Below are 15,242 nucleotides of genomic sequence, written 5' to 3'. Positions count from 1 at the left end.
GGAATAGCGCAGAAAGGAGCTAAGTGGATCTGAACCGCCAGACTGTTCTCTGCCCCAGCTTACGGAAGTTACGCAGAATCATCCTGCGAGGGCGATTTTTCCGAAATTCGTGCCAGCATCCGTCGCACATGACGCTCAGAGACCCCAAGGGCCTCAGCAATCTCAATTCGTGACGATCCAGACCGTAACATGGCCAGCAGCCGGCGGTGTTGATTGTCTTCGTCGCCGCTAATTTGGTCCCAGCGTTCGTTGGCGACGGCGAACTGGCTTGGGGTCGGCTGAGTGACCCGGCGGCGATTATCAGTTGTCACGTAGGGCAGCGCGTCTGAAGCAGCACTCCGTTCGCGGCGGACCTGGTGGCGTCGACCGGCGTCGATCACTTTGTTCGCCGCCATGCGGCCAAGAAAACCGGCCAGTTCCAGCTCGGAATTCATCCGGCGAACCGCCGAAAGGTTGCCGAAAAATGAGGCCCAGACGGCTTGGGTAAAGTCTTCCGAGTCAAACCTGTCGCGGACGCCTCGATGCATCCGTCTGCGCACGGTTCGCATGATGTGGTCGCCGTACTCGGCAATCAGCGTCTCAGTGGCCGAATCATCTCCCTCAGCCACTCTTTCGAGCAGCTCTTGAAACCGTTCATTGCCACTGGGCTGGTTTGCTTGAGAAGACATGAAACGCCTCAGGTGCAGCAAAGCTGCAGGCCATTGAAGTGACCGAACGGAAACACTTCCGCGAGTCACTTCGAACAGGTCAATCGTCGTCGCTGGCAGCATCCGCTTCGACGGGTTCGACGTCAGCATCGACCTCATCATCAGCGTCCGCGTCAACTTCCGAATCAGCGTCGGCCTCAGGTGCAGGCGCCGCCTTGACTGGCTTTTTCGGTTCTTCTTCATCGGGAATCATTGGGTTACCTTCGGCATCCAATGGTTCCTTGATCGGCTGAATAAAGTAGCGTCGCTTGCCTTTGGCCAGCAGCGTATTCAGTTTTTCTTCGGCCTTGTCACGCTCGTGGTACAGAAACCGACCTTCTTCGCGCATTGTGCTGCTATAGACAACCCAGACAATTCGCCGTCGAGCGGGTGTGTCGGCCTTCTTTTTTCGCGCGCGGCTGGTCGTGGCCTTTTTCTTAGCCGCTTTCTTCTTCTTTTTGGCTTTGGCGGGCGACGATTTTTCCAGCTCTTCCGCTGCTTCCACTTCGCGACGTTTACTTAGGCGGCTCTTACCCATGTCCAACAAATTCCGATGTGATATAAAGAGGGACCAGCGCCGGTCCGGAAGGTGCATCTGTGACAGCACGACCGCATCCCGCAGGGAAACAGCCAAGCCGCGGAGCATAGCAGATGCCATTCGGATTTTACAGTAATAACGAGCGGGTCTGCCCCTTTGGGAAAGAGTTCCAGCCAATTTTTCGTCTGAGTGGTCACTCAACAATGCGGCAGGGGGCAGGCCCTTGTGCAGAATTGATCACGGAAGGTTCGGCGAAGTGACGTTTTCGATCTCGGGACTCGCAATTTTGGCACTTGCCTGTATAGGCAACGCCGAGTTGTGGGTGATCTTCATCAACCGCCATCACGCTCAACGTTACCGGCATGACGAATTGCTGCGCGTTCGCCGATTCCACGACGTCGGAATCCTGTGCTTTCCCCCGTTCATATTGGCATATGCGGGGCTGGGTGAGCAGGGATTGCTGTACGGAGGCCACATTTCTGACCAGTCGGCAGCGATTCAGGGAATCCTGCTGATCACGATTTTGGGCGTCGTTCCGCTGATCGGTAGCAGCCTGCGGTGGAATTTTCGATCGAGTCCCGTGCAGTTGGTGGCGACGGATTCTGAGCACATCGACTGCCTGGCACTTGCGGGCTCGGACGAAGAGAAACGTCAGCAAGTCATCGGTGAAGCGGATTCAGTGTTCGCCAGCTTTCCCAGGAATCAGATTTATCAGCTCGAATCCAACCGCAAGCAGCTTCGACTGTCGCAACGATCTGGCAAAGCATCGCCAGACGCCGACCGGGGCAAAAAGCGGCTGAAGGTGGCTCATTTCACGGACGTGCATTTTGTCGGCACACCAGGACCGGAATTCCACCGAATCGTGATTCAGCAGCTTAGTGACATGAAGCCAGACCTGTTTGTGTTCACAGGCGACCTGTTAGATGAAGCCCGCTTACTGCCAGCGGCTGTCGACATGTTCCAAAAGCTGGCGGAGGTGGCTCCTGGTTACTTCATTTTGGGGAATCACGATTGGAATCTGCAGCCCGACGAAATCCGCAACGCGATCGCCGCCACCGGTTGGGTCGACGTCTCTGAACGCGCTGAGGAAGTCGAATTCGACGGCGTCCGCGTGTTGCTGGCAGGCACGGAAGCTCCCTGGATGGGCGTCAATCCGGCCGTCTCACCGCCATCTGGCGAAGATCTCCGGCTGTTGCTTAGCCACGCTCCAGACCAGCGTGACTACGCGGTGGCGAACGACTTCGACCTCATGCTTTGCGGCCACAATCATGGAGGGCAGGTGGTGCTGCCCATCATCGGCCCTGTTTACACACCCAGCATCTACGGAGTGCAGTACGCGGGGGGGATGTTTGAGCACAAAGGTCTTGTGATGCACGTTTCGCGCGGTGTGGGGGCGAAGGATCTGCTGCGTTGGAACTGCCGTCCGGAGATTACGCTGTTGGAAGTAGAAATCTAAGCGGCGTTGAATCGAAGTTGAACATCATCCCGCAACCCGTCGCAGGCTTCGTGAAAAGTAATCAACGACACCCAGCTCGTCGACTGATGACACGAGGTCAACATTTGTCTGGCCTTTATAGCCCGGACGACGGTCAACCACCGTCATGCCGCGAGTCAGCTCGCCACTGGTTTCGACGTCGACTCGTGCAGCTTCCAGTGAATACGCTTCTGCTTTGGCAGCAACCGCCAATGCGACCACGCCGTGCAGGGGGATGCCTTCCATTGCGAGCTGATGGTTGGCTCGCAGCGAAAACTGCAGCATCGAAGACAGCACTTCATCGTGCCTGGTACCGCTGATCAGTTCCGTCAGCACATCGACGTCTTCAAAGGTCAGCATCGCCGAACCGCTTACGTCCAGCGGCACCGCGATCCGAGGAATGTCTGATTCAAAGACCATCGCGGCGGATTCCGGATCGCACCAGATATTGAATTCCGCCACCGCGGACACGTCTCCGGGCGCCGTATTTGTGCCGCCCAGACAAATCGCGGCTTCCAACAAAGATGGCAGTTCCGGGTCGAGTTCAATGGCAGTCGCGAGGTTCGTGAGTGGCCCTAAGGTCAGCAGTCTCACTTCGTGAGGAAATTCCTGGACGAGTTCGACAATCAGCTTGGCGGAATCGCGTCGGTTGTGCAAATCCGGCACACTGACTTCCAGATCACCTAATCCGTGACGTCCACAGTAGCTGTGGCGTGTTTGAGTTTCGTCGGTCGACACGCCCACAACGGCACTCCCGCGGCCACATTCACCAATGCGAGGGCGTTTAAGGGGATCGACGAGTTCGATCAGGTACTGCAGGTTTCGAGTCGCCTGAATTCCAGATACAGTCCCTGCAGTCGCCGTCAGGCCCACCACTTCCAGAGACGGATCGACCAATGCTGTCAAAATCGCGAGTGCGTCGCCGATCCCTGGATCTGCATCAATAATGATTTTTTGAGTCAACGGTTGCCCCTTCGTAGCCGGTCTTTACATGCTTACGCTGCCAAACTGTAGAGAAATTGACTCTCTAACGAAAGAAACGCGTCCCGTGGTTCCCTATTTCTCAGACCAGTCCGCCCGGCTTCTTGAACGCCCGAAATTAGCTGTTAATCTTCTCGAAATTTTGCGCGTCCCAACGCAGGACTCGCGCACTGAAGACATCGCTTCGCCTGAAAACACGCCTCGAAAGTTCCTCCGTGCCACGTCGTGACGACATCAAGAAGATTCTGATCATCGGATCCGGCCCCATCGTTATTGGACAAGCCTGCGAATTCGACTATTCCGGCACTCAGGCCTGCAAAGCCCTTCGCGAAGAAGGCTATGAAGTGGTGCTGGTGAATTCCAACCCCGCCACCATCATGACGGACCCGGACACCGCCGATCGCACGTACATCGAACCGATCACGTGGCAATACGTAGAAAAGATCATCGAAAAAGAGCGCCCCTGTGCTCTGCTGCCGACGCTCGGCGGGCAAACCGGCCTGAACACCGCAATGGATCTGGCCGCGAACGGCGTGCTGGAAAAATACGGCTGCGAAATGATCGGGGCCAAACGCGACGTCATTCAGAAAGCTGAAGACCGCGAAGAATTTAAGCAGGCCATGATCAAGATCGGCCTGGACGTTCCCAAGAGTTTCACCTGTCACAACATCGAAGAAGCTCGAGCGGCCGTGGACGAGATCGGGCTGCCGATCATCATTCGAGCCAGCTTTACACTGGGCGGAACCGGCGGCGGCATCGCCTACAACCGCGACGAATTCGACAACATGATCCGCCAGGGACTGTCGCTTTCGCCAATCACGGAAGTGTTGCTGGAAGAATCGATTCTGGGCTGGAAAGAATACGAAATGGAAGTGATGCGTGACTGCGCGGACAACGCGGTCATCATCTGTGCCATTGAAAACTTCGATCCGATGGGCGTCCACACCGGCGACTCCATCACCGTCGCGCCCGCTCAAACGCTTTCCGACAAAGAATATCAACTCATGCGAGACGCCACGCTGGCGTGCATGAGGGAAATCGGTGTCGAAACGGGTGGTTCGAACGTGCAGTTCGCCATCAACCCCGACACGGGGCGCATGACGATTATCGAAATGAATCCGCGAGTCAGCCGTTCCAGCGCGCTGGCGTCAAAGGCGACCGGATTTCCAATCGCCAAGATCGCTGCGAAACTGGCTGTCGGTTATCGGCTGGACGAAATCCCCAACGATATTACTCGCGAAACACTGGCATGCTTCGAACCGACCATCGACTACGTCGTCACCAAGATCCCTCGCTGGACCTTCGAAAAGTTCCCTGAAGCCGATCCAACGCTGACCGTACAGATGAAGTCCGTCGGCGAAACCATGGCGATTGGCCGCACGTTTCGCGAATCCTTCCAGAAGGCATTGCGGGGTCTGGAAATCGGTCACTTCGGCCTCGGCGGCGGCAAGAAGGATCTGTGGGGCACCGACCGGCAGCCTTCCGAAGACGACATCATCAGCAAACTATCAACGCCGAATGAAGAACGGGTGTTTTACATTCGATACGCGCTGAAGCACGGCATGTCCGTCGAAAAGATTCACGACACAACCGACATCGATCCGTGGTTCCTGCGCAATCTGCAGCAGCTTGTGAAGCTCGAAGAACAGATTCGCGAAGTTGACCGCATTGCCGACGCGTCGCCGGAATTAATCCGCCGCGCCAAACAAAACGGCTTTTCCGACGCACAACTCGCCTTCTGGTGGGACACATCTCAGGTGGAAGTCCGTCGGCACCGCAAAGAACTCGGCATCGAAGCGACCTTTAAGCAGGTCGACACATGTGCGGCCGAATTCGAAGCGTACACCCCGTACTACTATTCAACCTACGAACAGGAAGACGAAACACCAGCGAAAGAACCTGGCAAACCACGCATCATGATTCTGGGCGGCGGCCCCAATCGAATCGGCCAGGGAATCGAATTTGACTACTGCTGTTGCCAGGCCGCGTTCGCGTTGGAAGAACTGGGCATCGAAAGCATCATGGTTAACTCGAATCCGGAAACGGTTTCGACCGACTATGACACATCTGACTATCTGTTCTTCGAACCGCTGACCATCGAAGACGTGCTGAACATCTGCGACCGCATGCAGCCGGACGGCGTCATCGTACAGTTTGGTGGCCAAACGCCATTGAACCTGGCTCGCGGTTTGGAAGCTGCCGGAGTGAACATCATCGGCACGTCGCCCGACATGATCGACGCGGCGGAAGACCGCGAACGCTTTCAGGCGATTCTGGAGAAACTCAACCTGCGTCAGCCGCCGAACGGACTCGCCACAAACACGGAAGGTGCTCGAGCGGCCGCTGATCGCATTGGCTTCCCCGTTCTGGTGCGGCCGAGTTACGTGCTGGGCGGGCGAGCGATGGAAATCTGCTACGACCAGAAGTCGCTTGTGCGATATATGACGGAAGCCGTCGATGTGTCTCCGGACAAGCCCGTCCTGATCGACCGGTTTCTCGAAGACGCGATCGAAGTCGACGTCGACGCTGTCGCCGACGGAACTAACACGGTTGTCGGCGGAATCATGGAACACATCGAAGAAGCGGGCGTGCATTCGGGCGATTCAGCCAGCGTGCTGCCGCCTCATTCGCTGCCGGAAAGTGTGTTGAACGAAATCCGACTTGCCACGGATGCTCTGGCCAAAGAGCTACACGTGTGTGGCCTGATGAATATCCAGTTTGCCGTCAAATGCGATGGCGACCAGCACACGGTTTACATTCTGGAAGTCAATCCGCGAGCCAGTCGGACATCGCCATTTGTGTCGAAGGCCACAGGCCGGTCACTGGCGAAAATCGCGGCGAAAGCCATGACAGGAGTGTCGCTGCCGGATCAGGGAGTCACCTCGGAAATTGTACCAGAACACACCAGCGTGAAGGAAAGCGTGTTCCCGTTCAGCCGCTTCTTCGGCGTCGACATCGTGCTCGGCCCGGAAATGCGTTCGACGGGCGAAGTCATGGGTATCGACAGCGACTTTGCCACCGCCTTCGCGAAGTCTCAAACGGCAGCCGGAGCGAACCTGCCATCCAGCGGCCGCATTTTCATCAGCATGGCGGCGGCTGCGAAAGACAAAATGATCGAACCCGCGCGACGACTTCTGGCGCTGGGCTTTAGTGTTGTCTGCACGGCGGGCACGGCGCGAGTCTTTCGTGAAGCCGGCCTGGACGTCGACGTCGTAAAGAAACTGCAGGAAGGGCGACCGAACGTGCTGGATACCCTGGCCAACCAGGAAATCCAATTCATCTTCAACACGCCCAGCGGCAAAGGAGCTCGCACCGACGAAGGTCGTATTCGAGCCGCTTCGGTGACTCACGGAGTTCCCTGCGTCACCACCGTGCCAGGTTGCCTTGCCGTCGTCGACGCTTTGGAAGCACTGGCAAAACAGCCGGACCTGAAGGTGAAGTCTCTGCAGGAATGGGCTGCGGCTGCCCGACGTTCGTAGAATTAATGTCGCCGAGTCCTCCCGCCAGTTGACCTCCCACTGACCCGATTTACGTCGCGGAATATGGAAAGGTTGAAGTGGCGGCAAAGGAGTGAGTCTGTTGCCACGCGGGGGCTATGCCTGGTTTTTAGCCCGGAGGGCGTCAGCCGACGAAAAATGCGTTTCCCTGAGCGAAAAGCCTCGACGGGGCGGCAGCAAATCCCGTGGCGCACGCTGCTGTCGGCCCATCCGGCGCCAATCGCAGCTGCACAATTCAAGATCTCATGCTGCCGCCAGTACATCACATCAGGTCGGCTTCCCGCCCGTCGAACCAGCCGAACGGTTCGGCGACTCTCCGATACGGATTGATCGAACGCTCACGAAACGAAAAAACGCGACGAGAATTTCTTCCCGCCGCGTCATTTCTCACCGCCAGTTGTCAGAGACATTCAGGCGGGCTGCATTGTTGTCAGCACGTCGTGCAGACGATGTCGAGCTGTGTGCAGACGTCGCTTGATCGTGCCGATCGGGCTGTCAAACACGACGCTCATTTCCTTCAACGACTGACCGTCGAAGTAGAAGGCCATCAGCGTGCGTCGGTCCAGATCGCCAAGACGATCCAAACCATCGCGAAGCTGTTCGGCATCTTCCAACTGCATCAGGTCGTTAGCCGCCGTATCAGGTGACTGCTGCGAAACTTCAAACGAAGCAGGTTCGCAGGCCGTTTCCGGCGGACGTCGGACAGCTCGGTTGATGGAAAGCCGAGTTGCAATCTGGCACAGCCAGCCCGCAAACGCAGCCGGTTCCTTCAACTGAGCCAGCTTCCGGAACGCTCGCAGAAAAACTTCCTGAGTAACTTCGTCAGCTTCCGCCGTGTTCCGCAATCGCTGCATGGCGATTCCGAACACGCGAGACTGGAAGTGCTCAAAAAGCTGACCAAAGGCACCCGTATCGCCCGCTTGAGCGCGAACAACGATGTTGAAAATTGTGTCAGGAGACATGATATTCAGACTCCATGTCTGGAAGACGGCACTGCCGTCGGTGTGGAACCGTACAAGAACGCTCGATCGATGTCCGGTTTCGTACCGGGACGAAAAAGATGATCAGAGCACAGAGAAATTGCAGACAGCCAAACGAAGGCGAGAAATTGCCGGTCGCCGAAAGATGGCGGAAGCAAAGTCAAAGCCGTCGAAAACCAAAGCACACGAAGACGCGGAACAAGTGTCCGGTCCGGCAGGCTGAGGTCTGGCGGTGAAGCGAATCAGATTTCGTCAGAGACTGACGGGAGGCTGAGGTTGTCGCTTCAGCTAAGACTTAAGCCCAACGCGAGTCCGAGTAGGACTTCCGGTTTGGCCTGTAGCGGTTTGAGCTCACTTAGCCATGGCTGTTGCCACGACTTCGAATGACTCAAATACATCGCTGGCAGGACTCTTCCGGAGCGCCGTTCGCGGCGGACGCTTATGCGTTTCGCCACCGACATCTCGGATGGTTGGTCTGCAATATGTGCGGGACAGGCAAAACAACCACGTGACTCGACGCCGCTCACAATCGCATTGCCGGCGGCAACGGTTGCGGTGGTGGTCTGAGTAATCGTTGTGTTTGTAAGCAGCATTGTTCTGCCTTCCTGTAAGTCGTCCCGCGCCCGATGAGGGCAAGTACGGTCCATTGCGTTGCGTCGCGTTTGTCACGACGCTGATTTGGCGAATGCACATGCGATTCGCCGAACTGTGAGAAACTTCCGGTGTCTCTGCTGTAAGCGTGGCTCACATCAGAAAACAACAACCCGAAAGTTCAGTCACCCGTTGGGAGAGCAAAGCGGGGTGAGTGCTTTGAGGCCACTGGCCTGACTAAAAAAAAATATGGCGGAGTCTTTCGAAAATCTCTGCCATGCCGCTATGACATCACAAACGTCACAGTGGTTCGGGAAGTTTACCGGGTTCTTTTAGATTTGGGAGAGAATTTCCGTGCGGCGTCGTAAGTTGTTCACACGCATCACCTTATGTGACCAACATTCGCTTCGAAAAACACCAATTGGTTCGACGGCTTGGCATTTCGACAAAATTTCCTGGCCAGTTGGACATTTGGTTTCGCCGCCGTTCACGCACGGAAACAGCACCATAAGAGCAAGAGACGCAGGCAAAATCGCTTTTGTACCGTGGAAACGGCAGCCTGAGAAGTTGCAGAAAGACCGCCGACACGTGTTTGGACACACCCACCTACGGCCTGTGAGTTGACCTCTCTGATGCCAATTGTCGTGTGCAAACAGAAATTCGAGCTGTGCGTCACTACGCTGACCACACCGCATCCCGCAGATATTGCCGGTCTAAACAACCGACTCGCACTTTCTGCCCTTCCCAGCTTGCGCAGTTTGTAAACGTCGGTTACCGATCCAGGATGCATTTCGAATTCGGTATTCCCGCGATTTCCGTCACCTATTATAAGGCCGTTCCGTCGTCACTTACGGTCGGAACATCATTGCGCCTCAAGTGGGGTGCCGGCTGGTGGTCAGCAGGCGAAGGATCGCTGATTGTTGATACCACGAGTCCGATTTTCCGCCTTCGAATACTTCCATCGGAAGGAGTCCGATGCTCCGTTTCAACACTACCACTGTCGTTACTACTTCGTTTTTGGTTCTGGTTGCATTCAGTGCATCCGGCAGAGTCTTAACGGCTCAGGAACCCGATGGTCGACAGCCAGCCGCGAAGACGCAGGTGTCGAGAGAGTTGTGGGTGCTGTTGGGCCAATGGGCCGACGGCAGCAAAGGCGTCAAAAAGCTGCATGGGAAACACCAGCGCCGGTCGTACGACTACACGTTCGGAATCGAAAAGCTGGCGACAGGTGAATTCTGGTACGAAGCTCCCGACAAGGGCCGCATCGACGTGGTGGGAGTCAACATCACCGACGACATCCTCGAAAAACGTAAGACTCAAACTAAGGTCGAACGGACCAAAGACGGCAAGCCGTTCCAGTTGAAATCAGACGATCCGGAGCGCTGGATTTGCGACGGAGCCAGAGTTTTCGACATTGATGACCCCAAGAAAGAGGCTCGTGTCGTCAATCTTCCGCCGGAAAATCGCGGTCAGGGAATTATGAACAGCCCGCTGCCGTTTTTGTTCGGCCTGCCTCCGCAGGATGCCGTGAAGCGATTTGCGATGACTATTAAGCGGGACTTTCGCCCAGCGCGCACATTCGTTTGGATCGAAGCCACGCCGCTTACACGCGGAGATGCTCAAAACTGGAGTAAGGCAGATGTGATGTTGAACACAGAAACATGGCTGCCCAATGATGTGAAGCTGGTGAATCCAGCGGGAACGAAAGCCACGCACTACGCCTTCCAGGATATGGAAGTGAATAAGAACGGACTGATTGAGAAGTTGCTCGGCAAGAACCCGTGGGATCCCAAGTTGCCGCGAGACTACAAAATTCACGTCATTCAGCCGGGACAGGATCAGCCAGCACCGTCCGCCAAAGAAAAAGAACCTGGTTTGGCAACCGTGCCCAACGTGATCGGCATGCCTCACGACGTGGCCACAAAGCTGCTGCTTTCCGTCGGCATTCCGGCGGAGTCCATCAGCAAAATTGACGGCGGTCCGGCTCCAAAGCAGACCGACACGTATCACGTCCGTGCGCAGGATCCCAAGGGTGGTACACCGTTGAACGGCGTCAAAGCCTTCAAAATGGTGATTTACAACAAGCCCCAGACGGCAGCAGCCGTCCGGATGAACAAGCCGGTCGCCGGTGCTCCAGCGAACCGCGCCCCTGTGCAGCAAGTTGGAAATCGCCAAGTGGTTAATTGACAGCAGCCGGAAAAGACGTCCTATCTTACCAGACCGTTAAGGCGTTCTAACGACTGAATCGGCTGCGCGGGTTGTGTCGATATCATGCGTGTGACCCGCACGTCACCAGCCGTCATGCTGGTGCTGCCAAGCCTTACTCGGTTATCGCAGAGAACGACGCCATGGAAGAACAGCAGACCGTTTCAGTACCCGAGTCCGATCAGTCGCCGATGAAGCGTCGACTTGGTCGCGGCCTGAATGCACTACTCGGCAGCAACCCTCATTCGGGAAGCGAGGCCGCACCGGCAATCAAGCTGCATTCGCCCGAACAGGACGAAGTGAGTGTTGAGCTCATCGAACGCAATCCGTTCCAGCCGCGCCGTGAATTCGATCAGAAAGCGATCGACGAACTCGCGGAAAGCGTTCGCAAACATGGCGTTTTGCAACCGCTGCTGGTACGAGCCAACGGGGACAATTATCAGCTGATCGCCGGCGAACGTCGCTGGCGAGCCGCTCGACAAGTCGGTTTGGAAACAATTCCGTGTCGCGTTGTCGTGCTGGAAGATCAGCAGGTTTGCGAAGCGGCAATCGAAGAAAACCTGAAACGCGAAGACCTGAACGTCATCGAAAAGGCGGTCGCGTTTAAGGAATACCTCGAACGTTTCGGAGGCACGATCGAAGAACTCGGCAAACAGCTGAGCATGAACCGGTCGACGATCAGCAACATGCTACGGTTGCTGGAACTGCCCGAAGAAGTTCAAACCGCTGTCCGCCAGGAACGTATTTCCGGCGGCCACGCGCGAGCTCTGTTGGCGTTGCCAGCGGACGCTCAAGTGGAACTTGCCAAGCAGGTTCAGGAACAGCAGCTTTCCGTTCGCAAAACAGAAGAAGCAGTGCGAGCGATCCTGAAGGGACCAGCCGAACAGCCCGCACCTCAGGGCAACGAGACACCTCAGCAACAATCAGCAAAGCCGGAACTGACGCCGCACGTCATTTCTTTGCAGGACAGTCTTCGTGAAAAGCTGGCGGCGAAAGTGGAAGTGAAACTGAAGAAGCAGGATAGCGGTCAGATCGTGATCCATTTTGGTTCTAACGACGACTTCGAACGCATTGTCGGCCAGCTACGCAACGCGGGTTAGTTCGCGAGCCCAGCTGTCCAACAGACCACACCTTAAGAAGCCCCGCTTTTCACCAAAGCCGGGCTTCTTTTCGTTTGCAGCTGTATAAAAACTCCTCGACCACCAACCAGTTGCGAGTCGGGACGCTCCATTGCCCCTTTCGCTTGAACAAGGCCGACAGCCGCCGATATTTCTGTATAATTACCACATGCACACCATTCAAAAAACGACCTCAATCATCGCCGTCTTTGTCGCATGCCTGACCGTGCCTCTTCAGGCCGCCGACTGGCCCAACTGGATGGGACCTACCCTTAACGGCGTCTCGGCTGAAAGTGGATGGTCAACAGATTGGCCCCAAGACGGGCTGCCTGTGCGGTGGTCGAAGGAAATTGGTACCGGGTTTAGTTCCGTCAGTATTGTCGACGGGTTGCTTTACTCAATGGGCCACGCCGACGGCAAAGAAACGGTTTGGTGCTTGAACGCGGACGATGGAACAGTCGTCTGGTCGCACAGCTATCCAGCAGAATTGAATGCCAACCTATACGAAGGTGGCCCCGGAGCAACTCCAACGATCGATGGCGAATATGTGTACACGCTAAGCGTTGATGGTCGGTTGATCTGTCTGCAGCGTAAGACGGGCAAGGTCGTTTGGGAACAGAACCTGCAACAGGAACTCGGTGTCCCACTGCATGAATGGGGCTTCAATTCGTCGCCCTTGATTCTCGGCAAGCAGTTAATTCTGCAGGGCGGCCGGATCGTTTCTTTCGATAAGCTTAGTGGCAAAAAATTGTGGCAGACAGATAAACATACGGCCGGCTATGGAGCCGTCCGTTCCTTCACCCACGATGGCGAAAGTTTGCTGGCAAGCCTCGATTGTGACGGACTGCGCATTAGCCGCAGCGACGACGCAACTGAAGTTGCGTTCACGCCGTGGAAATCACCGTTTCGCACAAATTCCACCACGCCTATCATCTACGGCAACAGGATCTACATTTCGACGGGGTACAACGTTGGCTGTGGATTGTTTGAATTCAATGGCAAAGCACTGAAGGAAATCTATTCCAATAAACAGATGCGAAACCATTTCAATAACAGCATTCTGCTGAACGGGAATTTGTACGGCATGGATGGCAATTCCAACCTCGGCCGCGTCGTCACGCTCACCTGCATGGACTTTGATACGGGCGACGTGAAGTGGAAGCAGCGAGGCCTTGGCTGTGGTTCGCTGATGGTCGCAGATGAGAAGTTGCTGATCCTGAGCGAAAAAGGTGAGCTGGTCGTGGCGAAGGCATCTGGCGAAAGTTTTGAAGAATTGGCTCGATCAAAATTCCTGACGGGTCGCTGCTGGACGGTGCCCGTGCTGCTCAATGGTAAGGTTTACGGTCGCAATGCCGCCGGCCGATTGGTGTGTGTTGAATTGCCTCGCAACTAAATAAGTTCCACTCACATGAAACCCGCGCTCGGGCTGCTGGCCCGAATCTACCAGTCGCTGTCCGAACTGATCACGTTTCGAGCCAACCAAGCGCGACTGCGGTTTGCAGAAACCGATTCCAGCGTTAGCGAAACGGCCGATCAGGCACTGCTGCGTCGCCGCATCCGCGCAGCCGCAACGGTGTTACTATTGGCCAAGGGCGCGTTTACGATCCGTTCCCTGATTCTGCACGGTTCGGCTGTGCCTCTCGATGGAGTTATTTTAACAGCGCTGCTTGTCGCTTCGGCCTGGCTGTACAGTCCGCGGACGACGTCATATTTTTGGCTGCGCTCCGTTGAAACAGGCATCTTTCTGGGTATGTCGCTGCAGTTGGGCGTGCAGCTTTACAACCAGTTAAATCAACTCACCATGCTGACGCCTCAATCGGCAGAAGACATCACGTTTACGGCAGTGTCGTTTGTGGCGGCTGTCAAAGACCAAATCATTGCCACCTTCGGGCTGATGATGATCTATGGAATGTTTATTCCCAACACGCCAGGGCGAGCGGCGGTGATGGTGTTTCTGATGGCAGTCACGCCAGGCTTCGTGATCGGAATGAACGAATCATCCATGCGGGCCGTCCGCGATTTTCGGCAGAGTCACGTTACGGCCAGCGGCGTATTTTCCGGCAACCTTCTGGCACTGGCCGTTGGTGCTGGCTGCGCAATCTACGGCACCGCCATCATGAATCGTTGGCGCAATCGAGCACTGAAGGCGGAACAGCTGGGCCAGTACCGCCTTCGCGAAAAAATCGGCAGTGGAGGAATGGGGGACGTTTATCTGGCCGAACACCGACTGCTTAAACGACTTTGCGCAGTGAAGGTGATTCGAGCGGACATGTCAGAAAATCCAGTCATGCTCAGTCGGTTCGAACGAGAAGTCCAGGCGACGGCCACGCTCACTCACTGGAACACCGTGCAGGTTTTCGACTACGGACAGACCGCAGAAGGCACTTTCTTTTATGTGATGGAACACTTGCACGGCTGCAACCTCAGCCAGGTTGTTCGAAAGCACGGCCCAATGCCGGAAGAACGAGTTATCTTTATCCTCAGGCAGGTTTGCAGTGCTCTGCGCGAAGCAGCGGCTCACGGACTTGTGCATCGCGACATCAAGCCAAGCAACATCTTTCTCGCGCACGTTGGCGAACGGTTCGACGTCGTCAAGTTGCTGGACTTCGGCCTTGTGCGTCCACTGAATTCGGACAATCGGCCTGAACTCGCAAATTCGGACCAACTTCAGGGGTCGCCGCGCTACATGTGTCCCGAACAGGCAAAAGGCCAATCGCCGGACAGTCGCGGTGACCTGTACTCACTCGGTGCAACTGCTTGTTATATTCTGGCAGGCAGACCGCCCTTCGATCTGCAGAATGTTCCCCAGTTGGTGATCGCGCACGCCACGCAGCCGCCTCCCGCATTTGCTGACATCGGAGTTGAAGCCAGTCCGGAACTTGAGGCCGTCGTTCTGAAGTGCCTGCAGAAAGATCCCAAAGATCGGTTTTCCGACCCCGATGAAATGCTGAAAGCCCTCGAAGACCTTCCTAACGCACGAAGCTGGACTTGGGCGAAGGCGGAAGAATGGTGGCAGCAACGGCCTTTGCACACGGGGGCTGCCGACCAGGCGTCAACGCTTATAACCGTCGCCAGTGATGAAAGCATGACAGAAGACGATACGGCGATTTCGGGAACGCCTCACGATGCGCTCGAAGAAACCGTGATTGAAATACCTTCTGATCCTGAATGA

Annotated in this window: 11 protein-coding genes; 6 read left to right on the top strand and 5 right to left on the bottom strand. The window is 56.0% G+C overall.

Translation table 11 applies throughout. The features are described from left to right. Positions 1-68: 68 nt before the first annotated feature. Positions 69-668 (bottom strand): RNA polymerase sigma factor, encoded by a 600-nt coding sequence (locus Fuma_RS12135; protein WP_158520953.1) that lies wholly within the window; start codon positions 666-668, stop codon positions 69-71. 79 nt (positions 669-747) lie between these two features. Beyond that, positions 748-1,224: a hypothetical protein gene (locus Fuma_RS35255; protein WP_077024376.1), complete on the bottom strand. Its 477-nt coding sequence runs from the start codon at positions 1,222-1,224 to the stop codon at positions 748-750. A gap of 256 nt (positions 1,225-1,480) precedes the next feature. Between Fuma_RS35255 and Fuma_RS12125 the strand changes: the two genes are divergently transcribed. After that, positions 1,481-2,680, top strand: a complete 1,200-nt coding sequence (locus tag Fuma_RS12125) for a metallophosphoesterase (RefSeq protein ID WP_077024375.1) — start codon at positions 1,481-1,483, stop codon at positions 2,678-2,680. A gap of 24 nt (positions 2,681-2,704) precedes the next feature. Here Fuma_RS12125 and Fuma_RS12120 read toward each other — a convergent pair whose 3' ends face one another. Then, complete coding sequence (locus tag Fuma_RS12120) at positions 2,705-3,661, bottom strand: nucleoside hydrolase (RefSeq protein ID WP_077024374.1); 957 nt, start codon at positions 3,659-3,661, stop codon at positions 2,705-2,707. A 233-nt stretch (positions 3,662-3,894) separates the two neighbouring features. Between Fuma_RS12120 and carB the strand changes: the two genes are divergently transcribed. Further along, complete coding sequence (carB, locus tag Fuma_RS12115) at positions 3,895-7,158, top strand: carbamoyl-phosphate synthase large subunit (RefSeq protein ID WP_077024373.1); 3,264 nt, start codon at positions 3,895-3,897, stop codon at positions 7,156-7,158. 428 nt (positions 7,159-7,586) lie between these two features. Here carB and Fuma_RS12110 read toward each other — a convergent pair whose 3' ends face one another. After that, complete coding sequence (locus Fuma_RS12110) at positions 7,587-8,138, bottom strand: RNA polymerase sigma factor (protein ID WP_077024372.1); 552 nt, start codon at positions 8,136-8,138, stop codon at positions 7,587-7,589. A 302-nt stretch (positions 8,139-8,440) separates the two neighbouring features. Further along, positions 8,441-8,749, bottom strand: coding sequence for a hypothetical protein (locus tag Fuma_RS34815; protein ID WP_145944132.1), 309 nt, complete (start codon positions 8,747-8,749; stop codon positions 8,441-8,443). 973 nt (positions 8,750-9,722) lie between these two features. Here Fuma_RS34815 and Fuma_RS12100 point away from each other — a divergent pair. The 4 genes from Fuma_RS12100 to Fuma_RS12085 all read left to right on the top strand — a co-directional run bounded on the left by Fuma_RS12100 (position 9,723) and on the right by Fuma_RS12085 (position 15,242). Next, complete coding sequence (locus Fuma_RS12100) at positions 9,723-10,934, top strand: hypothetical protein (protein WP_077024370.1); 1,212 nt, start codon at positions 9,723-9,725, stop codon at positions 10,932-10,934. 161 nt (positions 10,935-11,095) lie between these two features. Beyond that, entirely contained in the window at positions 11,096-12,052 is a 957-nt protein-coding gene (locus tag Fuma_RS12095; RefSeq protein ID WP_083731986.1) for a ParB/RepB/Spo0J family partition protein, read from the top strand. A gap of 187 nt (positions 12,053-12,239) precedes the next feature. Continuing rightward, positions 12,240-13,463, top strand: coding sequence for a PQQ-binding-like beta-propeller repeat protein (locus tag Fuma_RS12090; RefSeq protein ID WP_229360902.1), 1,224 nt, complete (start codon positions 12,240-12,242; stop codon positions 13,461-13,463). 15 nt (positions 13,464-13,478) lie between these two features. Beyond that, positions 13,479-15,242: a serine/threonine-protein kinase gene (locus Fuma_RS12085; RefSeq protein WP_077024369.1), complete on the top strand. Its 1,764-nt coding sequence runs from the start codon at positions 13,479-13,481 to the stop codon at positions 15,240-15,242.

Source organism: Fuerstiella marisgermanici, assembly GCF_001983935.1.
Taxonomy (GTDB): Bacteria; Planctomycetota; Planctomycetia; order Planctomycetales; family Planctomycetaceae; genus Fuerstiella; species Fuerstiella marisgermanici.
The sequence above is the reverse complement of the archived record's forward strand: the minus strand, read 5'-3'. Positions and strand labels throughout refer to the sequence as shown.